The 20,772-nt window shown below is 62.2% G+C and carries 18 protein-coding genes; 5 read left to right on the forward strand and 13 right to left on the reverse strand.

Going from position 1 to position 20,772, the window contains the following annotated elements; translation table 11 throughout:
• Positions 1–23: 23 nt before the first annotated feature.
• Together ACJ8HN_RS16975 and xapA are read right to left on the reverse strand one after the other, a co-directional pair.
• On the reverse strand, positions 24–1,274 hold the full coding sequence (locus tag ACJ8HN_RS16975; RefSeq protein WP_442523729.1) for a nucleoside permease: 1,251 nt from the start codon (positions 1,272–1,274) through the stop codon (positions 24–26).
• 81 nt (positions 1,275–1,355) lie between these two features.
• A complete protein-coding gene (xapA, locus tag ACJ8HN_RS16980; RefSeq protein ID WP_039569302.1) occupies positions 1,356–2,177 on the reverse strand; it encodes a xanthosine phosphorylase in 822 nt (273 codons plus the stop codon).
• A 137-nt stretch (positions 2,178–2,314) separates the two neighbouring features.
• Here xapA and ACJ8HN_RS16985 point away from each other — a divergent pair, with 137 nt between their 5' ends.
• Positions 2,315–3,226, forward strand: a complete 912-nt coding sequence (locus ACJ8HN_RS16985) for a LysR family transcriptional regulator (RefSeq protein WP_033654828.1) — start codon at positions 2,315–2,317, stop codon at positions 3,224–3,226.
• A 17-nt stretch (positions 3,227–3,243) separates the two neighbouring features.
• Here the strand turns inward: ACJ8HN_RS16985 and ftsP are convergent, their stop codons facing one another.
• The 3 genes from ftsP to parC form a co-directional block, all read right to left on the reverse strand.
• Positions 3,244–4,659, reverse strand: coding sequence for a cell division protein FtsP (ftsP, locus tag ACJ8HN_RS16990; protein ID WP_033654827.1), 1,416 nt, complete (start codon positions 4,657–4,659; stop codon positions 3,244–3,246).
• A 132-nt stretch (positions 4,660–4,791) separates the two neighbouring features.
• Positions 4,792–5,526 carry a 1-acylglycerol-3-phosphate O-acyltransferase gene (locus ACJ8HN_RS16995; RefSeq protein WP_033636057.1) on the reverse strand — a complete coding sequence of 245 codons (735 nt, stop codon included), beginning with the start codon at positions 5,524–5,526 and terminating at the stop codon, positions 4,792–4,794.
• 246 nt (positions 5,527–5,772) lie between these two features.
• Positions 5,773–8,046, reverse strand: coding sequence for a DNA topoisomerase IV subunit A (parC, locus tag ACJ8HN_RS17000; protein ID WP_039569308.1), 2,274 nt, complete (start codon positions 8,044–8,046; stop codon positions 5,773–5,775).
• A 315-nt stretch (positions 8,047–8,361) separates the two neighbouring features.
• On the opposite strand from parC, the gene ACJ8HN_RS17005 reads away from it, so the two are divergent.
• Both ACJ8HN_RS17005 and ACJ8HN_RS17010 read left to right on the forward strand, forming a co-directional pair.
• The gene (locus ACJ8HN_RS17005) at positions 8,362–8,943 is read left to right on the forward strand and encodes an NAD(P)H-dependent oxidoreductase (RefSeq protein ID WP_039569311.1); all 582 of its coding nucleotides are present in this window, start codon (positions 8,362–8,364) and stop codon (positions 8,941–8,943) included.
• A gap of 33 nt (positions 8,944–8,976) precedes the next feature.
• A complete protein-coding gene (locus ACJ8HN_RS17010) occupies positions 8,977–9,285 on the forward strand; it encodes a putative quinol monooxygenase (protein ID WP_033638602.1) in 309 nt (102 codons plus the stop codon).
• Between the two features lie 5 nt (positions 9,286–9,290).
• Here ACJ8HN_RS17010 and ACJ8HN_RS17015 read toward each other — a convergent pair whose 3' ends face one another.
• The 6 genes from ACJ8HN_RS17015 to nudF all read right to left on the reverse strand — a co-directional run bounded on the left by ACJ8HN_RS17015 (position 9,291) and on the right by nudF (position 14,727).
• The gene (locus tag ACJ8HN_RS17015; RefSeq protein ID WP_049212936.1) at positions 9,291–10,205 is read right to left on the reverse strand and encodes a LysR substrate-binding domain-containing protein; all 915 of its coding nucleotides are present in this window, start codon (positions 10,203–10,205) and stop codon (positions 9,291–9,293) included.
• 83 nt (positions 10,206–10,288) lie between these two features.
• Positions 10,289–12,184, reverse strand: coding sequence for a DNA topoisomerase IV subunit B (gene parE, locus ACJ8HN_RS17020; RefSeq protein ID WP_025304305.1), 1,896 nt, complete (start codon positions 12,182–12,184; stop codon positions 10,289–10,291).
• A gap of 46 nt (positions 12,185–12,230) precedes the next feature.
• The gene (gene yqiA, locus ACJ8HN_RS17025; protein ID WP_025304306.1) at positions 12,231–12,815 is read right to left on the reverse strand and encodes an esterase YqiA; all 585 of its coding nucleotides are present in this window, start codon (positions 12,813–12,815) and stop codon (positions 12,231–12,233) included.
• Complete coding sequence (gene cpdA, locus ACJ8HN_RS17030; RefSeq protein ID WP_033636061.1) at positions 12,815–13,642, reverse strand: 3',5'-cyclic-AMP phosphodiesterase; 828 nt, start codon at positions 13,640–13,642, stop codon at positions 12,815–12,817. The genes yqiA and cpdA overlap by 1 nt, the downstream gene beginning before the upstream one ends.
• Before the next feature lie 27 nt (positions 13,643–13,669).
• Positions 13,670–14,095, reverse strand: coding sequence for a DUF1249 family protein (locus tag ACJ8HN_RS17035; protein ID WP_033649069.1), 426 nt, complete (start codon positions 14,093–14,095; stop codon positions 13,670–13,672).
• Positions 14,095–14,727, reverse strand: coding sequence for an ADP-ribose diphosphatase (gene nudF, locus ACJ8HN_RS17040; RefSeq protein ID WP_033649068.1), 633 nt, complete (start codon positions 14,725–14,727; stop codon positions 14,095–14,097). Before nudF ends, ACJ8HN_RS17035 begins: the two co-directional genes overlap by 1 nt.
• 347 nt (positions 14,728–15,074) lie before the next feature.
• Here nudF and hasF point away from each other — a divergent pair, with 347 nt between their 5' ends.
• On the forward strand, positions 15,075–16,592 hold the full coding sequence (gene hasF / locus ACJ8HN_RS17045) for a multidrug efflux transporter outer membrane subunit HasF (RefSeq protein ID WP_041036729.1): 1,518 nt from the start codon (positions 15,075–15,077) through the stop codon (positions 16,590–16,592).
• 150 nt (positions 16,593–16,742) lie between these two features.
• Positions 16,743–18,692, forward strand: a complete 1,950-nt coding sequence (gene dhaR / locus ACJ8HN_RS17050) for a dihydroxyacetone kinase operon transcriptional regulator DhaR (protein ID WP_442523730.1) — start codon at positions 16,743–16,745, stop codon at positions 18,690–18,692.
• A gap of 4 nt (positions 18,693–18,696) precedes the next feature.
• Here the strand turns inward: dhaR and dhaM are convergent, their stop codons facing one another.
• Together dhaM and dhaL are read right to left on the reverse strand one after the other, a co-directional pair.
• Positions 18,697–20,127 (reverse strand): dihydroxyacetone kinase phosphoryl donor subunit DhaM, encoded by a 1,431-nt coding sequence (dhaM, locus tag ACJ8HN_RS17055; protein ID WP_442523731.1) that lies wholly within the window; start codon positions 20,125–20,127, stop codon positions 18,697–18,699.
• 11 nt (positions 20,128–20,138) lie between these two features.
• Positions 20,139–20,771: a dihydroxyacetone kinase subunit DhaL gene (dhaL, locus tag ACJ8HN_RS17060; protein WP_033636066.1), complete on the reverse strand. Its 633-nt coding sequence runs from the start codon at positions 20,769–20,771 to the stop codon at positions 20,139–20,141.
• Position 20,772: the final 1 nt, after the last annotated feature.

Below are 20,772 nucleotides of genomic sequence, written 5' to 3' on the forward strand. Positions count from 1 at the left end.
GCAGCCAGGCTGCGCCCCCAGCCTTACTGCGCCGCCGCCGCGCTCTCCTGTGGCGGGTGGCGGTAGTTGAAGCTCAACGCGAACACGATCCCCAGCACCAGCGTATACAGCGCAAACACCAGCCAGATGCTCTGCCAGTCTTTCACGCCGTCATGGCTGAAGAAGTCCACCACCTCGCCGCTGGCGAGCGCCCCGAGATAGGCGCCCAACCCGTTCACCATGGTCATGAACAGCCCCTGCGCGCTGGCGCGGATGCGGTGATCGGCCTCTTTCTCGACGAAGATGGCGCCGGAGATATTAAAGAAGTCGAACGCACAACCGTAGACGATCATCGACAGCAACAGCAGAACGAAACCAAAGCCGACCGGCGTGCCGTACGCCAGGAACAGGAAACGCAGCGTCCAGGCCGCCATGCTGATCAGCATCACCTGCTTGATGCCGTAACGGCGCAGGAAGAAGGGAATCGTGAGGATAAAGAACACTTCAGAGATCTGCGACAGCGACAGCAGCACCGCCGGATACCGGACGCTGAGGCTGTCCTGATACAGCGGATTGAGCGACAGATCGTGCAGGAACGGGTTGCCGAAGGTATTGGTTATCTGCAGCGCCGCCCCAAGCAACATGGCGAACAGGAAAAACAGCGCCATGCGCCGCTGGCGGAACAGCACCAGCGCATCCAGCCCCAACACGCTCACCCAGCTCTTTGACTCGGCCGCGCGGTTGGTCGGGCAGCGCGGCAGCGTCAGCGAATAGGCGGACAGCAGCAGCGACGCCGCAGAAGCCAGGTACAGCTGCAGATTGCTGAGCTCAATTTGGCTAAAGCCGACCAGCCACATCGCCAGAATGAACCCCACCGTGCCGTACACCCGCACCGGCGGAAAGTCCTTCACCGTGTCAAAGTCGTGCTTCTCGAGGCAAAAATAGGAAATGGCGTTGGAGAGCGCGATGGTCGGCATATAGACCATGGCGTTGAACAGCATCACCCAGAACATCAGCATCGGTTGCTCGACCTGCGCCGCACAGTACAGCGCCAGCGCCCCGAGCAGGTGGCAAAGCGCATACAGAGAGTTGGCCTTCATCCACCGATCGGCAATGATGCCCGCCAGCCCCGGCATGATCAGCGCAGCGATGCCTTTGGCGCTGTAAACCATCCCCACCTGCATGCCGCTGAAATGCAGCGTGTTGATCATGTAGGAGCCCAGCGTCACCAGCCAGGCACCCCAGATAAAGAACTGCAGGAAAATCATGACTTTCAATCGTGTTTTTATCGCCATCGCCATCACCTTGTTATTATGCTTTCAACGATGATTGATGCGGCAGGCCCCCTGCAGCCCGCCGCCGGTTTGCTTGCGCTATTACAGCGTTTTGAACAGCTCGCGGATCAGGCGCATGAAATCGTCCGCCGCCAGCGCCGCGCAGCTGAGCGTTTGTTCATGGGAGAGCGGCGTATCCGACAGCCCTTCGGCGTAGTTGGTCATCGCGGATACCACCAGCACCTTGAGGCCGCAGTGGCGCGCCGTCAGGACTTCCGGCACGATCGACATCCCCACCACGTCGCAGCCCAGGGTCTGCATCATGCGGATCTCCGCCGGCGTTTCGAAATTCGGCCCGGTGTAGGCGGCGAACACCCCTTCCGCCAGCGGAATGCCCGCGCTTTCGGCCACCGCCGCCAGCCGGGCGCGCAGATCGCGATCGTAGGCGTTCGCCAGGCTGAAGAAGCGCGGCCCGAAGCGCTCGTCGTTGGCGCCGACCAGCGGCGATTCCGGCATGAAGTTGATGTGATCGGTGATGGCCACCAGGCTGCCCGGCGCCACCGAGCGGCGCAGCGAACCGGCGGCGTTGGTCGCCAGCAGGAATTCACAGCCCAGCAGTTTGAAGGTGCGCACTGCGGTGGTCATCACCTGCATGCCGCGCCCTTCATAGAAATGACCGCGCCCTTTCATGCACAATACCGGCACGCCTTCCAGCTTGCCGGCGACCAGCTGCCCGGCATGGCCGGCGACGCCGCTCACCGGGAAGCCCGGCAGCTCCCCGTAGTCGATGGTGACGGTTTCGGTCATCACCTCCGCCAGGGCGCCGAGCCCGGAGCCGAGAATCAAGGCCGCTTTCGGCTGGAAACCCGGCAGGCGTGCGCGGACGACATCGGCGCAGGTAAAAGCATCTTCTTGATTAAACATCGTATTCTCTCTTTCAGCGGGGGATAATAATCCCCATAGTAGAGAGCGAGGCGCGGCCGAGACCAATACATTCTTGGCGGCCGATTTATTCCATTTACCTATAAGTTGAGCTGCGTCACAAGGAGGCGATACCCCGGATGAATCAGCCCCATGCCCTGCCCGATCCCGGCCGGATTAACTTCCGCCTGCTGCACTATTTCCGCGTAGTGGCGGAAGAGATGAACTTCACCCAGGCGGCGCGGCGGCTGAATATGTCACAGCCGCCGCTCAGCAAGCACATCAAGGAGCTGGAAAGCCAGCTCGGCGTGGTGCTGTTCAAACGCACCACCCGCTCCATGACGCTGACACCGGCCGGCCGCACGCTGCTGCGCAACGTCGAGCGGCTGCTGGATCAGGCCGACAGCGCGCTGCATCAGGTGCAACAGATGGGGCGCGGCGAAGGCGGCCACATGGTGGTCGGCATGGTCGGTACCTCAGCCTGGGGCGGCCTGATCGCGGCGCTGCGGCGGTTCAGCGAGCAAAACGCCGGCGTCACCTGGTCGTTGAACGAGCTGACGCCCAGCCAGCAAATCGCCGCGCTGCAAAAGCGGCATATCGATATCGGGGTCTGGCGAGAGGCGCAGCAACAGACGCTGCCGGGGTTGACCTGCCAACGCTTGGCGAGCGAGAGCATCGCCGTGGTGCTGCCGCTCGATCATCCGCTGGCACAGCAGGAAAGCATCCCGCTGGCGGCGCTGCAGAACGACAGTTTCATCGTGCTGCCGCCGCACGAGGCCAGCCTGGGGCTGTATCTGCACAATCTGTGCCTGCAGCAGGGATTTTTGCCGGACGTCGCTTATCAGGTCAACGAGCCGCAAACCCTGCTGGCGCTGGTGGCGGAGGGTTGCGGCATTACGCTGCTGCCGGACAGCTACGGCCGCATCCCGTGGCCCGGCGTCCGCTTTTGCTCGCTGCAGCAGGCGCCGCCGGCGGATCTGTACGCGGTTTACCGCGCCGACAGCGTCACGCCGGTCGTAGAGGCCTTTCTGGAGATGCTGCGGGCGCCGTAAGCGGCCCGCAGCGCAGGTTACATCGTCGGCTGCACCATCAGCTGGCCGGCGGTGCCGCGATCGGCCATCTCCAACGTCTGGCTGTAATACAGGAACGGGAAGTGTTCGGAGGTAGGTTGGTTGAAATACACCAGCAGCTCGACGTCGCCATCGACCCAGACGGTGTCCTTCCAGCCGCGATCTTCCGCCATCGGCTGCGCGCCGTTGACGCGTTTGATCAGGAACTGCACGCCCTGAATATGGAACGACTGCGGCGTATCCGCATGAATGTTCCAGCGTTCCCAGGTGCCTTGCTGCGCCTGCACGTCGATGCGGTTCATGTCCCAAATCGCGCCGTTGATGCCGACGCCGCCGTCGCCCAGGCGGAAATCGCGAGTGCGGCTGGCGCTGCCGTCCAACAGCTGATCCGCTAGCAGGCGCATCGGCAGGTTGTCGGTCACCAGCGGCAGCAGGCCGGTCGGGCGCAGCGTCAGCACCTGGGTGGACACCAGAATGCTCGACGGCTCGAACAGGCCGCGCAGGCGATCCATGATGCCCGCCGCTTCACCGGCGGTGATGGTCACCTCCTCGCCCTTCGACATGTCGATCAGCACTTCCCGGCGTTCGCCCGGCGCCAGCGACAGCTGCTGCACCGCGACCGGCGCGGGCAGGAAGCCCTGATCGCTGGCGATCACGTTGAATGGGCGCCCGTCGCTGAGCTGCAGGGTATAGCGGCGCGCGTTGGAGGCGTTGAGCAGGCGCAAACGCACCCAGCCGCGCGACACCTCGACATACGGATTTTGCACGCCGTTGACCAACAGCGTATCGCCGACGAAGCCGCCCTGCGACGGCGCATCGTATTGCGGCGTGCCGAAGTTATCGAAGCGCTTGTCCTGAATGATCAGCGGGAAATCGTCGACGCCGTAGTGGTTGGGCAGCGGCAGCGCTTTGCTGACGGCATCCTCCACCAGCCACAGCCCGGCCAGCCCGTTGTAAACGTGCGGCGCCATACGGTTCGGCGTATTGGCGTGGTACCAACAGGTGGCCGCCGCCTGACGAATAGGCAGCACCGGCGACCAGTCGACGTTGGGCGACATCATGCGCGGCGCGCCGCCCATCAGCGTGCCCGGCACCTGCAGACCGCTGATGGTCATCGCCACCGGCTCCTGCAGGCGGTTGCTGTAGATCAGTTTGACGTCGTCACCGCTGTAAACCCGCACCGTCGGCCCCAAATACATGCCGTTGATACCCCACACCGCCGCCTTGCGGTTATCCATAAACGCCCAGTGGGCGCGCTGCAGGGTCAGGAACAGCGGCTGACCGCGGCGAGACTCCAGCAGTGGAGGGATGGGTAATGGGGTCTGCGTTCCGCTCGCCTCTGCCCTCAGCGGCACGGCGCTCGCGCACAGCGCCAGGCCCGATGCCTGTATAAACTGACGTCGACTGAGTGACATATTTTCTCCATGAAAAGCAATAACTAAACCGTGTGCAAAACCCAAACGCCCGCCAATCAAGATTAGCAGGCGCTCAGGCGTTAACGGCGCTGAACGCCAATTAAAAACGTATTCTTTGAAGCCGGTAGACTCTTATTTTTTGGCGGCGTTGCGCTGGGCGACTTCGGCGTCCAATTGGGCGATTTTCGCCTCCATCAGCTCGCGGCAATGCGCCGCCAGCTCGCGCACGTTTTCTTTGCCGTATTTGCTGGTATCCACCGGCGCCAACATCTCGACGATCACGTGACCGTTATTCCAGCGATTAAGATTTATATTACCGCTGGTGGTCGATACGCAGATCGGCACAATCGGCACGCCGGCGGCGATGGCCGCGTGGAACGCGCCGGTTTTAAACGGCATCAGCCCGCGACCGCGGCTGCGGGTCCCTTCCGGGAACATCCAGATCGAAATGTCTTTCTTTTTGAACTGCTCCGCCACCTGGGCGATGGTGCCGTGCGCCTTGGCGCGATTATCACGATCTATCAGCAGATTACCGGTCAGCCAATACAGCGGGCCGAAAAACGGGATCCACACCAGACTTTTTTTACCGACGGTCACGGTGCGCGGCTGCACGATATTGGCGGCCGTCACCATGTCGTAGTTATTTTGGTGGTTAGCGATATAGATGCAGTTGCCGTTGTTGGCCGCATCGGCCGGCACGCGGGTTTCAACCTTGATGCCGAACAGCGTCGACAGGCGGCCGAAAAGGTGGCCGAAGGTCGCCACATGGCGGGGATTGCGCGGGCTGAACAAACAATAAACAGAACCGAAAATACACACCAGAATACAGAAAAGAGTGGCGAGAACGGCACGCAAAATCAATAACATAACAACCTCATTAGCACACTGCCAACGCAGTTTACTTCGCTGCGCAGATTCCTTTACTCATTATTTGCCGGCCAGGCGATAAGCACGCCGATGTCGCCTGCCTTTCTCGCTATTTTCCCGCCAGCCGGCAATACGCACAATAATTTTATGCGCAGAAATGTTAACTATTTGGAAAATAAACGCCAGTAAAAATAAATAAGGCGGCCACAGCATGCTGCGACCGCCCGTTAACGCTGGCGCCAACGCTTACTCTTCGCTGTCGCCGCCCGACGCCCGCATCGGCGCATCCACTTCGACGCGATCGATGCGCTGCAGGCCGCGCGGCAGCTGAGTGCCCTTGCGCCCGCGCTCGGCGCGGAATTTCTGCAAATCCTCCGGCCGCAGCGTCAGCTTGCGTTTGCCGACGTGCAGCGTGACGGACGCCTGCGGCGGCAGCACGAACAGCCAGGCCAGCTTGTCGTCACCGGCCGCCGCCTGGGCTGCCGGAATGGAGACGATCTTGTTGCCTTTGCCCTTCGACAGCTGCGGCAGATCGGCGACCGGGAACATCAGCATGCGCCCGGCGGCGGTGATCGACAGCAGCATGTCGTCTGCGCCGTGGATTTCCATCGGCGGCAGCGCCCTGGCGTTGTCCGGCAGCGTGATCATCACCTTGCCGGCGCGGTTGCGCGCCACCAAATCGTTGAAGGTGCAAACGAAGCCGTAACCGGCATCGGACGCCATCAGCAGCTTCTGATCGTCGGCCGCCATCAGCACTTGCTCAATGGTGGCGCCCGGCGGCGGCGTCAGCTTGCCGGTCAGCGGCTCGCCCTGCCCGCGCGCTGAAGGCAGCGTCATCGGATCGAGCGCATAGCTGCGCCCGGTGGAGTCGATGAACACCACCGGCTGGTTGCTCTTGCCGCGCGCCGCGCCGCGGAAGCTGTCGCCGGCCTTGTAGCTCAGGCCGGCCGGATCGATGTCGTGGCCCTTGGCGCTGCGCACCCAGCCCATTTCAGACAGCACGATGGTCACCGGCTCGGACGGCACGAAGTCGTGCTCGCTCATCGCCTTGGCTTCCGCGCGCTCGGTCAGCGGCGAACGGCGATCGTCGCCGTAGGTCTGCGCATCGGCCTGGATCTCTTTCTTGATCAGCGTGTTCAGCTTGCGCTCGGACGCCAGCAGCGCCTGCAGCTGATCGCGCTCTTTCGCCAACTCATCCTGCTCACCACGGATCTTGACCTCTTCCAGCTTGGCCAGGTGACGCAGTTTCAGCTCGAGGATCGCTTCCGCCTGGGTATCGGAGATGCCGAAACGCTGCATCAGCACCGGCTTCGGCTCATCTTCGCTGCGGATGATGTGGATCACCTCGTCGATATTGAGGAACGCCACCAGCAAACCTTCGAGGATATGCAGGCGTTTCAGCACCTTCTCGAGGCGGTAGTTCAGGCGGCGACGCACCGTGTCGCGACGGTAGGCCAGCCATTCGGTGAGGATCTCCACCAGCCCTTTGACCTGCGGGCGGTTATCCAGACCGATCATGTTCATGTTGATGCGGTAGCTGCGTTCCAGATCGGTGGTGGCGAACAGGTGGTTCATCACCTGCTCCAGATCGATACGGTTGGAGCGCGGCACGATCACCAGGCGCGTCGGGTTTTCGTGGTCGGACTCATCGCGCAGATCTTCGACCATCGGCAGCTTCTTGGCGCGCATCTGGCTGGCGATCTGCTCCAGCACCTTGGCGCCGGACACCTGATGCGGCAAGGCGGTGATCACCGCGCTGCCGTCTTCTTTCTTCCACACGGCGCGCATGCGCACCGAGCCGCGGCCGCTCTGGTAAATTTTGCGGATTTCGTCGCGCGGGGTAATGATCTCGGCTTCGGTCGGGAAGTCCGGCCCCTGCACGAATTCGAGCAGGTCATCGAGCGAGGCGCCCGGCTTGTCGAGCAGCGCCACCGCAGCGGCGGCGACTTCGCGCACGTTGTGCGGCGGAATGTCGGTCGCCATGCCGACGGCGATGCCGGTGGTGCCGTTCAGCAGGATGTTCGGCAGGCGCGCCGGCAACATCTTCGGCTCTTGCAGCGTGCCGTCAAAGTTCGGGATCCAGTCGACGGTGCCTTGCCCCAGCTCGGCCAGCAGCACTTCGGCGTATTTGGACAGGCGCGATTCGGTATAACGCATCGCCGCGAACGACTTGGGATCGTCCGGCGCCCCCCAGTTCCCCTGGCCGTCCACCAGCGGATAGCGGTACGAGAACGGCTGCGCCATCAGCACCATGGCTTCATAACACGCGCTGTCGCCGTGCGGGTGGTATTTACCCAGCACGTCGCCCACGGTGCGGGCGGATTTCTTGAATTTGGCGCTGTTGTTCAGCCCCAGCTCAGACATGGCGTAGATGATGCGGCGTTGTACCGGCTTCAAACCGTCGCCAATGTACGGCAACGCCCGATCCATGATGACGTACATGGAATAGTTCAGATAGGCGTTTTCAGTGAATGTGTGCAGCGGTAAACGCTCTACACCATCATGAGTCAGATCACTCATTACTCAATTATCCTCAGACCGTGGCTTGGCAATCCCTGGACGACAATAAGGCATCGCTTGTCGATTCTGCCCGCGATAGTAACCCATCTGCGGGGTGGCTGTCACAGTTGGCGCAAGGATCGCCGGCCGAAGGCGCTACCGCCGGGACGTTTAGGCAAAATTCCATCGCGATTGTTGATTAAGAATCAACACTGTTGTGTCTGTCGTCACGTTTTTACTTGCCTGGTCAGCGATTACACTCTCGTTCAGCAAGCTGTTTTTGCGCACCGCAGCGGAAAACGGCATCTATCTTAACTCTGACGGGAGACGCAAAAGATGAGCAATATCCTGATTATCAACGCTAAAAAGCAATTCGGCCATTCCAACGGCGAACTCAACCAAACCCTGAGCGACGTGGCGGAAAGCTTCCTGCGCGATCTGCAGCACGAGGTGCAGGTCACGGTGGTCGACGACGGCTATGACATCGAAGCCGAAGTGCAGAAATACCTGTGGGCCGATGCGGTCATCTATCAGATGCCGGGTTGGTGGATGGGCGAGCCGTGGATCCTGAAAAAATACATCGACGAAGTGTTCACCGCCGGCCACGGCAGCCTGTACGCCAGCGATGGCCGCACCCGCTCCGACGCCGCCAAGAAGTACGGCTCCGGCGGCCTGATTCAGGGCAAAAAATACCTGCTGAGCCTGACCTGGAACGCCCCGCTCGAAGCCTTCACCGATCCGAACCAGTTCTTCCACGGCGTCGGCGTCGACGGCGTTTACCTGCACTTCCACAAGGCCAACCAGTTCCTGGGGATGGAAGCCTTGCCGACCTTTATCTGCAATGACGTGATAAAACAACCGGATATCGAAACGGACATCGCACGTTATCGCGAGCATCTGGCGGGAATTTTTGCTTAACTGGCAGCGAAGGGCTTAACCAACGAGGTAATGATGATCACCGTAATCGCAGAAATCAAAGTCAAACCCGGCCACCGCGCCACCGTGTTACAAGCCATTGAAAAACTGGTGCCACTGGTGCTGGCGGAAGAAGGCTGCGGCGAATACACGCCGATGGTAGACAGCCACACGCAGGCCCCCTGGCAGAAACTGTCGCCGGACTCGGTGTTTATGCTGGAAAAATGGCAAAGCCAGGCGCATCTGGAAAAACACCTGCAGATCGACCATATGCTCAAGCACCGCGAAACCATCAAGGACTACGTGCTGGGCACCGAGATCTACGTGCTGGAAAACGCGCTGTAATCCCTTCAGAGGCCCTCTGCGGCCTCTGGCGGCTCTCCCTCAAGGCGGGCGCTGACGTAGTCGAGAAAACAGGTGAGGCGCGCCGCCAGCTGGGCGTCGTGGTAATACACCGCGTTGATCGGCTGGCGCACGTCCAGCGTCTCCCGCACCAGCAGCGGTACCAGCCGGCCCGCTTCCCGATCGCGGCGGGTCATGAAGTCCGCCAGTTGGACAATGCCCGCTCCGCGCAACGCCAACTCACGCAGCGTCTCCCCGCTGGAGGCCGAGATCGTCGGTTCGATGGCGAAATGCCGCGCCTGCCGGTAACGCAGCGGCCACTGGTTCAGCGATTCTGGGTAGGTGAATCCCAACAGGCAATGGCGGTGCAGATCTTCCACGCCGCGCGGTTCGCCATGCCGTTGCAGGTAATCCGGGCTGGCGAGGATGCGCAACCGGCTGTGCCCCAGCAGGCGCGCATGCAGCGTGGAGTCACGCAGCGCGCCGATGCGGATCGCGATATCGGCGCGTTTCTCCAACAGGTCGATATTGCGATCGTCGGTGTCCAGCTCCAGCTCAATCTGCGGATAACGGCGGCGGAACTCCGCCACCATCGGCACCAGCACGTGCGCCATGAAAGGGGCGGCGGCGTTGACCCGCAGCCGACCGGCGGGCAGCTGGCGGCGCAGCGCCATCAGTTCTTCGGCCTGATCCACCGAACGCAGTATTTCGCGCGCAGGCGCCAGGAAGCTCTGCCCTTCTTCGGTCAGGCTCAGGCGACGCGTGGTGCGGCGCAAGAGCGTAGCGTCGAGTTTCGTTTCCAGGCGGCTGAGTGCGCGGCTGACGCCGGAGGTGGTTTGGCCGAGCCGATCGGCGGCGGCGGTGACCGAACCGCTGTCGACCACCGCAGTGAACGCCAGCAGCTCTTCGAGGGTGATCTTCACGCGGTTCGCCCCAGGTTGACGGGCGCCGCATGCAACGCCCTGCGGGAAAGCAGGCCCGGCGTTTCACCGGGCCAGGGTCAGGCTCAGACCGCCAATTCGGCCATGTCGCCCTTGTCTTGCAGCCAGTTGCGGCGATCTTCCGAACGCTTCTTGGCCAACAGCATGTCCATCACCGCCAGCGTCTGATCGACGTCATCCTCTGCCACCGTCAGTTGCACCAGACGGCGGGTGTTCGGATCGAGGGTGGTTTCGCGCAGCTGCAGCGGGTTCATCTCGCCCAGCCCTTTAAAGCGCTGTACGTTCGGCTTGCCCTTCTTGCGCTTCAGCTGTTCCAGCACGCCGGCTTTCTCTTCTTCATCCAGCGCGTAGAACACCTCTTTACCGAGATCGATACGGTACAGCGGCGGCATGGCGACATAGACATGGCCGCCTTTCACCAGCGAACGGAAGTGGCGCACGAACAGCGCGCACAGCAGCGTGGCGATGTGCAGACCGTCGGAGTCCGCATCCGCCAGGATGCAGATTTTGCCGTAGCGCAGCTGGCTGAGATCTTCGCTGTCCGGATCGATGCCGATCGCCACGGAAATGTCGTGCACTTCCTGTGAGGCGAGCACTTCGTCCGAGGAGACTTCCCAGGTATTCAGGATCTTGCCCTTGAGCGGCATGATCGCCTGATATTCGCGATCGCGCGCCTGCTTGGCCGATCCGCCCGCCGAGTCCCCTTCCACCAGGAACAGTTCGGTCATGGCCAGATCCTGCGAGGTGCAGTCCGCCAGCTTGCCCGGCAGCGCCGGCCCGCTGGTCAGCTTTTTGCGCACCACTTTCTTGGCGGCGCGCAGGCGGCGCTGGGCGCTGGAGATAGCCAGCTCGGCCAGCTGTTCCGCCGCCTGAACGTTCTGGTTCAGCCACAGGCTGAAGGCGTCTTTCACCACGCCGGAAACGAAGGCCGCGCACTGGCGCGAGGAGAGACGCTCTTTGGTCTGCCCGGCGAACTGCGGATCCTGCATCTTCACCGACAGCACGTAGGCACAGCGATCCCAGATATCCTCCGCCGACAGCTTCACGCCGCGCGGCAGAATGTTGCGGAATTCGCAGAACTCGCGCATCGCGTCCAGCAGCCCCTGACGCAGGCCGTTGACGTGGGTGCCGCCCTGCATGGTCGGGATCAGGTTGACGTAGCTTTCGGTCAGCAGCTCGCCGCCTTCCGGTAGCCACAGCAGCGCCCAGTCCACCGCTTCGGTGTCACCGGCGAAATTGCCGACGAACGGCGCTTCCGGCAGGGTAATCAGGCCGTTGACCGCTTCCATCAGGTAGTCGGTCAGGCCGTCCTGGTAGCACCAGCGCTGCTCGGTGTTGTTCACCTTGTCGATGAAATAGATCTCGACGCCGGGGCACAGCACCGCCTTGGCTTTCAGCAGGTGAGTCAGGCGCGATACCGAGAAGCGCGGGCTGTCGAAGAACTGCTCGTCCGGCCAGAAGTGCACGCTGGTGCCGGTGTTGCGTTTGCCGCAGGTGCCGGTCACCGTCAGATCTTGCACCTTGTCGCCGTTTTCGAAGGCGATGCCGTAGACGTTGCCGTCGCGGCGCACGTTGACTTCCACCCGCTTCGACAGGGCGTTGACCACCGAGATCCCCACGCCGTGCAGGCCGCCGGAGAACTGGTAGTTTTTATTCGAGAATTTACCGCCGGCGTGCAGCCGGCACAGGATCAACTCAACCGCCGGCACGCCCTCTTCCGGGTGGATGTCCACCGGCATGCCGCGGCCGTCGTCGATCACTTCCAGCGACTGATCGGCGTGCAAAATCACGTCGATGCGCTTGGCGTGACCGGCCAACGCTTCGTCGACGCTGTTATCGATCACCTCTTGGCCGAGGTGGTTTGGGCGCGTCGTGTCGGTATACATGCCGGGACGACGGCGCACTGGTTCTAGACCGCTGAGTACTTCAATGGCATCAGCGTTATAGCTGGATTGAGTCATCGTTGATTATTTTTTCGTGGTTAAAGGGAGGTGCCGGAACGGTCCGTCAGACCGCGTTTAGCCCTAAAAAATCCACAATCTGGGGGAAGTAGTGCTCGAAACCGACGAAGGCGTGGTTTCCACCCGACTCCACCGTTTGCCGACACGCGGTGTAATACGCCACTGCCTGGCCGTAATCGAGAATTTCATCGCCCGTTTGCTGCAGCAGCCAGATTAAATCCGGCGACTCCAAGGGATCGATCTGCATCACTTTCAGATCGTAAACGTGACGTGACTCTAACACATATTGCTGGCCGGTGTAGGGGTTCTCGTTGGCGCCGAGATAGTCAACCAGCAGCTCAAACGGCTTGACCGCCGGGTTGACCACCACCGCCGGCAGCGAAAAACACTGCGACAGCCAGGTGGCGTAATAGCCGCCGAGCGATGAACCGACCAGCCCGAGCGTTTGGCCGGCGCGCTCCAGCACCATATTCTCCAGCATCTCGGCGGCCTCCGCCGGAAAGGCCGGCAGCTGCGGCACCAGCATCTCGATATCGGGATGGTGCTCGGCCAGCCAGGCCTTGAAGGCCACCGCCTTGGCCGACTGCGGCGAACTGTTGAAACCGTGCAGGTAGAGCAGTGTCGAAGGCATCAGTATCCATCCGAGTCCATATCGGGGCGGAAATCGTCGTTTTCCAGGCGGAACACCTGCGTCTCGACGCGGCCGTCCGGCAGCAGATCGAGGTAGCGCCAGCCGGGGGAGACGTCGTCAATGGTGAAGTTCGTGCAGTGCGGCTTGAATTGCACGCAGGTGGACGGCGTCGCCAACAGGCGTCGGCCCTGCCATTCCAGATCCAGATCCTGGTGAATGTGCCCGCACACCACGGTATTCACTTTCGGATAACGCAGCAGGATCGCGCCCAGCATATGCGGGTTGCGCAGGCTGTGCTGATCGAGCCAGGTGCAGCCGGAAGGCAGCGGATGATGGTGCAGCAGCAACAGCGTATAGCGCTCGGGGTGAGCCTGCAGGCAGCGCTCCATCCACTCGAGTTGGTATTCGCTCAATTCGCCGTGCGGCACGCCGAACACCTGGCTGTCCAGCATCAGCACCTGCCAGCTGTCGCCCAGCAGCACCTGTTTGGAAGGCGCGATGCCGGCGGCGGCCAACGCATCGACCATCGCCGGTTGAAAATCATGGTTGCCCGGCAGCCACACGCAGGGAGCCGGCAATTGCGCGATGCCGGCGGCGAAGTGGCGGTAGGCCTCTTGCGAATGATCCTGCGCCAAATCTCCCGTGGCGACGATCAAATCGACGTCGCGGCGCTGCGCCTGGATGGCGTCCAGCACCGCGTGATAGCTGCGATAGGTATTGATGCCGAGCAACGTCTCGTGTTCGCCGGCAAAAAGGTGGGTATCTGTTATTTGTAGAATCCTGACCGCGGCCCCACTCGCCACGGGCAGTTTAAACAGGCTTTCCAAATGGTGTCCTTTGTTATTTCAGTCTGTCTAACAAACCGGAACCGCCATCGCTCCATGCGCCAAACAGTAGCGCAGCCAATCAGCAAGAAACTGGTTAATTTGATGCTTTTCGTCGCGTTGATGCAACTTTTTATTAGGATAATCATAACGCGCTTTAAAGCGATAGATCTGCTGACTGGAACACACTTCCGCAACCATGGCGTCATGGTACAGCCGCACCGTCATCGCGGGCAGGCTCCAGTAGCTGACCGCCGGAAAGATCTGCTCGATCTCCACCAGCGACGTGTAACGCGTGGACTCAACGATGGTCAAACGATAGCCGGCGCGGTTCACCTGATAAGTCACCGTTTCGCCCGCTTCGTCGTTGCGCGGCAGCAAGCGGCGCAATTGCGCGAAGTTGGTTTCGCACAATCTCATCATTTCGGGGAAATCAGGGGTATAGCGCTGTTTCATTAGTTGGCCCACTCTTTTCTCAACGATTCATGGTGCAACGCCAGCCATTGCAATGCAATCACTGATGCGGCGTTATCGATCGCGCCCTCCTCAACCCAGCGGTAAGCCTGCTCGCGGCTGACCACGTGGACGCGGATATCTTCATGTTCTTCCGCCAGGCCGTGGATGCCCTCAGCGGTACCGGCGTCCACCTCGCCGACCATGATCGACAGACGTTCGCTGGTGCCGCCGGGGCTGGCCAGGTAGCTCAGCACCGGCTTGCAGCGCCCGACCACCACGCCGGCCTCCTCCTGCGCTTCGCGGCGGCACACGTCCTCGACGCTTTCGCCGGTCTCGATCATACCCGCCACCATTTCCAGCAGCCAGGGCGAATGGCTGGTATCGACCGCGGCGATGCGCAGTTGTTCAATCAGCACAACCTCGTCGCGCACCGGATCGTAGGGCAGCAGCACCGCCGCATGGCCGCGTTCGAAAATTTCACGCGTGATTTCAGGGCTCATTTCGCCATTGAACAACCGATGGCGAAACCGGTATAAATTGAGTGAAAAAAAACCACGGTACAGCGTCTCGCGTGCAATAATTTCTACATCTTTTTTCTCGAAAGTAACGGGCGACGGCTGCGAACGGTTCATGCGCGAATTCTCCTGCTTGAGTATGCCGATAAAATAATCGGTTTTGATGACAGAAACAGCGGGACTCTCCGCCGCGGCTTTATGTTAGGCTGTTTTCCGCCGCCGGATGCGGCACGTTTGTGCGCTCGCAGGTAATAGCGGGAAACAATCCGGATTGTCAGCCATAATATCAGCTGCAGTCGACCCGGGCAGTACGCCAAGGTAAATGGGCGGTCTGAAAGGTAAAAGTTACGTGAGATGGCACATTCAGCCACCTGATGCGTACCCCAGACTCTGCTAGAATCGGCAACTATTTCGTCTATCGTCAGCGCTAACATAGCAATATTGCTGCACAACAAGGAATGCAAATGAAGAAACTGCTCCCCCTTCTTATCGGACTGAGCCTGGGCGGCTTCAGTGCAATGAGCCAGGCAGAGAACCTGCTGCAGGTCTACAAACAGGCCAGGGAAAGTAACCCGGATCTGCGCAAAAGTGCTGCTGACCGCGACGCCGCATTCGAAAAGATCAATGAAGCGCGCAGCCCGTTGCTGCCGCAGCTCGGTTTGACCGCAGGTTACGATTACACCAACGGTTATCGTGACAGCAATGGCGTTAACAGCAACGTGACCAGCGGTTCGTTGGCGCTGACGCAAACTATTTTCGACATGTCGAAATGGCGCCAGCTGACGCTGCAGGAAAAGACCGCCGGCATCTCCGACGTCACCTTCCAGACCGCTGAGCAGCAGCTGATTCTCAACACCGCCACCGCCTACTTCAACGTGCTGAAGGCGATCGACACGCTGTCCTACACCCAGGCGCAGAAAGATGCGGTATACCGCACGTTGGATCAAACCACCCAGCGCTTCAACGTGGGCCTGGTGGCGATCACCGACGTGCAGAACGCCCGCTCGAACTATGACACCGTGCTGGCGGCGGAAGTCTCCGCCCGCAACGATCTGGATAACGCGCTGGAAACGCTGCGCCAGGTGACCGGGGCCTTCTACCCGGAGCTGGCCTCGTTGAATACCGATCGCTTCAGTACCCAGCGCCCGGAAGCGGTGAACAACCTGCTGAAAGAAGCGGAAGCGCGCAACCTGAGCCTGCTGTCCGCCCGTCTGAGCCAGGACCTGGCGCGCGAGCAAATCCGCGCAGCCCAAACCGGCTATATGCCGACGATTGACGTCAGCGCATCAACCGGCATCAGCAATACCAAATACAACGGCTCCAACACCGGCGGCGCGAATGCCGCACGCTACAGCGACTCCGATGCGGGCCAAAATAAGGTCGGCATCAGCTTCAACCTGCCGCTGTACAGCGGCGGCGCGACCAACTCGCAGGTCAAACAAGCGCAGTACGGCTTCGTCGGCGCCAGCGAGCAGTTGGAAAGCTCACACCGCAGCGTGGTGCAGACCGTGCGTTCGTCGTTCAACAACGTTAACGCCTCGATCAGCAGCATCAACGCCTACAAACAGGCGGTGATCTCCGCGCAAAGCTCCCTGGACGCGATGGAAGCCGGTTATCAGGTCGGTACCCGCACCATCGTCGACGTGCTGGACGCCACCACCACGCTGTATAACGCCAAACGTCAGCTGTCCGACGCGCGTTATACCTATCTGATCAACCAGTTGAACATCAAGTCGGCGCTCGGCACGCTGAACCAGAACGATTTGCTGCTGCTGAACGGCGCGTTGGGCAAACCGGTGTCGACCGCACCTGACGCCGTGGCGCCGCAGAATCGCGCGCAGGACGCCTATGCAGACGGCTATCAGGACAATGCGCCGATGCAGCAAACCGCGGCGCCGGTACCGGCGGCCACTCGCGCATCCGCGCCGGCCGTGGCCACCAGCCAACCGGCTCGCAACAGCGGCAACCCATTCCGCAACTGATGCGCGCACATTGATAAACACGGGGTTCGGCCTGCGCCGCGCCCCGTTTTTTTTGCCTCGATTTCACCACTTCTGCCCGCCGTCTCACAGCCGCCGCCACGTCAGGTGGTATCATCGTCACTCTCGTTTTCGCAGTCTGGATGAGGTTCGATGGACAACGATTCACGCTGGCAACGGCTGATTAACGACGGCGAACTGCCGCCGCCGCTGCGCCCGGCACAGGCGGTTTACGCCTCCTGGCTGCGCTGCCGCAGCCTGATGCAGCCCGACGTCTGGCAAGCACCGCACCGCGCTCAGGGCGCCACCTTCGAATCGATTTGCCGCCGCAAGAACGATCTGCTGACGCTCGGCCAGGCGGCGCTGGAAGACGCCTGCGAGTACATGGAGCCACGTCGTTGTCTGTTGATGATCCTCGACGAGAGCGGCTGCATGCTGTGGCGCTGCGGCGACGCCCAAACCTGGGAACATTTACAGCAACTGGGGTTCGCCCCCGGCGCTTACTGGGCCGAAGGGCAGATCGGCACCAACGCCCCGACGCTGGCAGCAACGGAAGGCCACCCGGTGCGGGTGAGCGGCGGGGAGCACGTGCGCCGGGCGCTGCACGGCTGGTCGTTCTGCGCTACGCCGGTCTACGACAACAGCGGCCGCCAGCGCGGTTCGATCGCGCTGGGCTGTCTGTTGGCCGACTGCGCCGCCGGCGATCTGTCGCTGACGCTGGCCATCGCCCGCGAAATCGGCAACTCGCTGAACGCCGACGGCCTGCTGGCGGAGTCCAACCGCCATCTGAATCAGCTTTACGGCCTGCTGGACGGCGTGGACGACGGCGTGATGGCCTGGGATCACCGCGGCTATCTGCAATACATCAACCAGCGCGCCGCCGCCCTGCTGAAGCTGGACGAGCAGCAGAGCCAGGGCAAACCGCTGGCGCAGCTGCTGACGCTGCCCGCCCTGCTCAAGCGCGCTATCGCCGACCGGCAGCCGCTGCAACACGTCGAAGTCACCTTCGAAAGCCAGCGGCAGTTTATCGCCGCCCTGCTGACGCTAAAGCCGATTTTCGACGGCGATCGCTGCAGTTTCATCGCCCTGCTGCACCCGCTCGAGCGGCTGCGCCAGTATGTCAGCAGCCAGCTGGGGCGCGTCAGCCACAGCTTCGAGCAAATGCCCTCCGCCTCGCTGGAGATGCGGCGGCTGATCCGTTACGGGCAGCAGGCGGCCAAGGGCCAGCATCCAATCCTGCTGCGCGGGGAGGAAGGGGTTGGCAAAGAGCGGCTCAGCCAGGCTATCCACAACGCCGGCGAACGCGCCGCCGGGCCGTATATCGCCCTCAACTGCCAGCTGTTGCCGCAGGCGCAGGGGCTGCGTGAGCTGCTGGGCAGCGACGCCAGCGAAGAAGAGGCGGGCCAGCTCAGCAAATTCGAATTGGCCAACGGCGGCACGCTGTACCTCGAACAGATCGAATACCTGCCGGCGGAGATGCAGTCGGCGTTGCTGCAGGTGCTGAAAACCGGCGTGGTGATCCGCCTCAATTCCAGCCGGGTGATCCCGGTCGATGTCCGAGTCATCGCCGGCAGCGCCGCCGATCTGCCGCTGCTGGTGCAGCAAAACCGCTTCCGCCGCCAGCTGTTTTACAGCCTGCAAGCCTTCGAGATCCAGATCCCGCCGCTGCGCCAGCGGCTGAGCGATATTCCGCTGCTGGTCAAACACCATCTGCGCGCGCTGGAGCAGCATTTTCAGTGTCGCTTTCGGGTGGATGACGAAGTGATGGCCCAGCTGGCGCTCTACCTGTGGCCGGGCAACGATTTGGAACTGAAAGGGGTGGTGGAGCGCGCGGCGATGATCTGCCACGGCCACCACATCCAGCTGGCGGACCTGCCGGCGCACCTGCTCGGCCAGCCGTCACTGCTGGAAAGCGATCCGCAGCCCGGCGCGCCGCTGCTGACGCTGACGGACATGGAGCGCCAGGCGATCCTGCGCGCGGCGACCGTCAGCCGCGGCCAGCTGACGGAAATGGCGCAGCTGTTGGGCATCGGCCGCACCACCCTGTGGCGGAAGATCAAACAGCACGGGATCGACATCCGCCAGTTCAAGCTGCGCGCCTGAACGCCTAGTGGCTGAGCTGCAACACCCCGCGCGCGGCGTCCAGCATCGCCTTCTGCCCGCTGCGGGTTTTGCTCAGGCAATCCTGCATGCCGACCACCATCGGCATGCCCATCGCCTTCGCCAGAATGGCGCTGTGCGACAGGGCATTGCCGCCGCTCAGGCAGATGCCGAGCACCAGCCGCCTGTCGAGCATCACCACCTCCGAAGGCATCAGTTCGTCCATCACCAGTATCGACGGCTCTGCCAGCGCAATCGTCGGTAACGGCAGCCCCTGCAGATGGCACAGCGTGCGGCGCAGCATGTCGCGCACGTCCAGTTCGCGCGCCCGCATGTAGTCGTCATCCAGCTCGCGGTACTCTTCGGCGATCGCCTCCAGCACCTGTCGCCAGGCCTGCTCGGCGTTGCACAACTGCTGCGCGATGCGGGTGTACGCCGCCTGCTGCAGATCCGGATCGTCCAGCAGCATGCTGTGGGCGCCGAAGATCGCCGCCTGCGGCTTGCCGATCAGCGTGCCGGTGCGCTCTGCCAGCCGGTTCAGATCGCTCAGCGTGCGCTGTAGCGCCTCACGCAGGCGTTGCTGTTCGCCCAACACCTCGTCCGCGCCGATTCGTCGATCGACGGTTGGCGGCCAGAAGCTGTGGGCCTGGAACACCGGCCCGCTGGTGACGCTTTCCGCCACCGGAATGCCATGCAGCGAAGGCTGCCGCCGCTCGGAAACCGTCTCGCCGAAATGCTGTTCCGCCAGCGCTTTAAACGCCGCCAGCGCTTCGTCTGCCTGCGCGCCGTCGGCGATCAGGCGAATGGTGTCGCCGTGGCGCACCTGCAGCAGCGCCAGCTGATTGAGGCTGCGCGGATCGATGCACTGCCCCTGCTTTTCCAGCACCAGCTCAGCCTTGAACGGCGCCAGCGTCTCGACCAGCCGCGCCGCCGGGCGCGCATGCAGCCCATGCGGGTTCTGCACCGTCCAGGTTGCGCTTTTGCCCTGCGCCAGCGGCAAGGCCGCGCTTTTTGCGGCCGGCGAGCCTTCGCCCAGCTGCGCCTGTTTGGCCTGCAGCGCGCCCTGCGCCTCCGCCACCACCTGCTCCAGCGCGGCACCAGAGTTGGCGGCCACCACCGCCGCCAGCGTGCCTTCGACCAGCGGCGCTGCACACAGCCGCACTTTGACAGCCACGTCCGGATCCAGCAGATCGAGCGCGGTTTCGGCGCTGAGCAGCGCGCTGCCCAGATCCATCAGCACCAGAACGCCGTCGCCGTCGGCGACCGCTTCGATCGCCTCCATCACTTTGACGGCGTCCGTGCCGATCGGGTGCTGCTCGTCATCCACGCCCGCCGCCAGCGCCAGTTTGCAGCCGTCGCCGCGCATCATCTGCCGCGCCAGTTGCTCAACGCCGCGCGCCAGCAACGCGCTGTGCGAAACCACCACGATATTAATCATCTCGCCTCCTGCTAGCTGCCGGCGACCTCGGCCAGCGTTTTCATCATCAACATCACCGAAGTGGCACCGGGATCCTGGTGGCCGATGCTGCGCTCGCCCAGGTAACTGGCCCGCCCCTTGCGCGCCTGCATGGTAATGGTGCTCTCCACCGCCCGCTCGGCGCTGTCGGCGGCGCGCTGCAACGCCTCCGCCACGCTCAGGTTCTGCTGCGCGGACTGCCCGAGGCTTTCCACTACCGGCCACCAGACGTCGCACATGGTCTTGTCGCCCGGCTCCGCCTTACCGCGCATCACCACGCCTTCAACCCCCTCTTGCATCATTTGATGCAGCTCCGCCAGATCCAGGCTTTGCTTGGCGTTCGCCGCCTGCGCCGCGCGGATGAAGAAGGTGCCGAACAGCGGGCCGCTGGCGCCGCCCACGCTCGACAGCAGCGTCATGCCGGTGTTTTTCAGGATGAAGCCGATGTCCTTGTCCGCCACCGACGGCAGCTTTTCCACCACCTTGTTGAAACCGCGATTCATGTTCAAACCGTGGTCGGCATCGCCGATCTCGGTGTCCAGCCGGGTCAGAAAATCGCGCTCCCGGCTGAATACCTCGCCGCAACGCATCAGCCAATCGACAACCTGTTGTTTGGTCAACGCCATG

It is taken from the genome of Serratia sp. CY29653 (genome assembly GCF_052169255.1).
In the GTDB taxonomy this organism is placed as follows: domain Bacteria; phylum Pseudomonadota; class Gammaproteobacteria; order Enterobacterales; family Enterobacteriaceae; genus Serratia; species Serratia sarumanii.

Coding starts and splice junctions, on each gene's coding strand:
- ACJ8HN_RS17010 (WP_033638602.1), top strand. CDS start 8,977: ATGATCACCGTAATCGCAGAAATCAAAGTCAAACCCGGCCACCGCGCC.
- yqiA (WP_025304306.1), bottom strand. CDS start 12,815: ATGCCTTCGACACTGCTCTACCTGCACGGTTTCAACAGTTCGCCGCAG.
- ftsP (WP_033654827.1), bottom strand. CDS start 4,659: ATGTCACTCAGTCGACGTCAGTTTATACAGGCATCGGGCCTGGCGCTG.
- ACJ8HN_RS16995 (WP_033636057.1), bottom strand. CDS start 5,526: ATGTTATTGATTTTGCGTGCCGTTCTCGCCACTCTTTTCTGTATTCTG.
- ACJ8HN_RS16985 (WP_033654828.1), top strand. CDS start 2,315: ATGAATCAGCCCCATGCCCTGCCCGATCCCGGCCGGATTAACTTCCGC.
- nudF (WP_033649068.1), bottom strand. CDS start 14,727: ATGAACCGTTCGCAGCCGTCGCCCGTTACTTTCGAGAAAAAAGATGTA.
- xapA (WP_039569302.1), bottom strand. CDS start 2,177: ATGTTTAATCAAGAAGATGCTTTTACCTGCGCCGATGTCGTCCGCGCA.
- ACJ8HN_RS17005 (WP_039569311.1), top strand. CDS start 8,362: ATGAGCAATATCCTGATTATCAACGCTAAAAAGCAATTCGGCCATTCC.
- hasF (WP_041036729.1), top strand. CDS start 15,075: ATGAAGAAACTGCTCCCCCTTCTTATCGGACTGAGCCTGGGCGGCTTC.
- dhaM (WP_442523731.1), bottom strand. CDS start 20,127: ATGATTAATATCGTGGTGGTTTCGCACAGCGCGTTGCTGGCGCGCGGC.
- parE (WP_025304305.1), bottom strand. CDS start 12,184: ATGACTCAATCCAGCTATAACGCTGATGCCATTGAAGTACTCAGCGGT.
- dhaR (WP_442523730.1), top strand. CDS start 16,743: ATGGACAACGATTCACGCTGGCAACGGCTGATTAACGACGGCGAACTG.
- ACJ8HN_RS17035 (WP_033649069.1), bottom strand. CDS start 14,095: ATGAAACAGCGCTATACCCCTGATTTCCCCGAAATGATGAGATTGTGC.
- parC (WP_039569308.1), bottom strand. CDS start 8,046: ATGAGTGATCTGACTCATGATGGTGTAGAGCGTTTACCGCTGCACACA.
- ACJ8HN_RS16975 (WP_442523729.1), bottom strand. CDS start 1,274: ATGGCGATAAAAACACGATTGAAAGTCATGATTTTCCTGCAGTTCTTT.
- dhaL (WP_033636066.1), bottom strand. CDS start 20,771: ATGGCGTTGACCAAACAACAGGTTGTCGATTGGCTGATGCGTTGCGGC.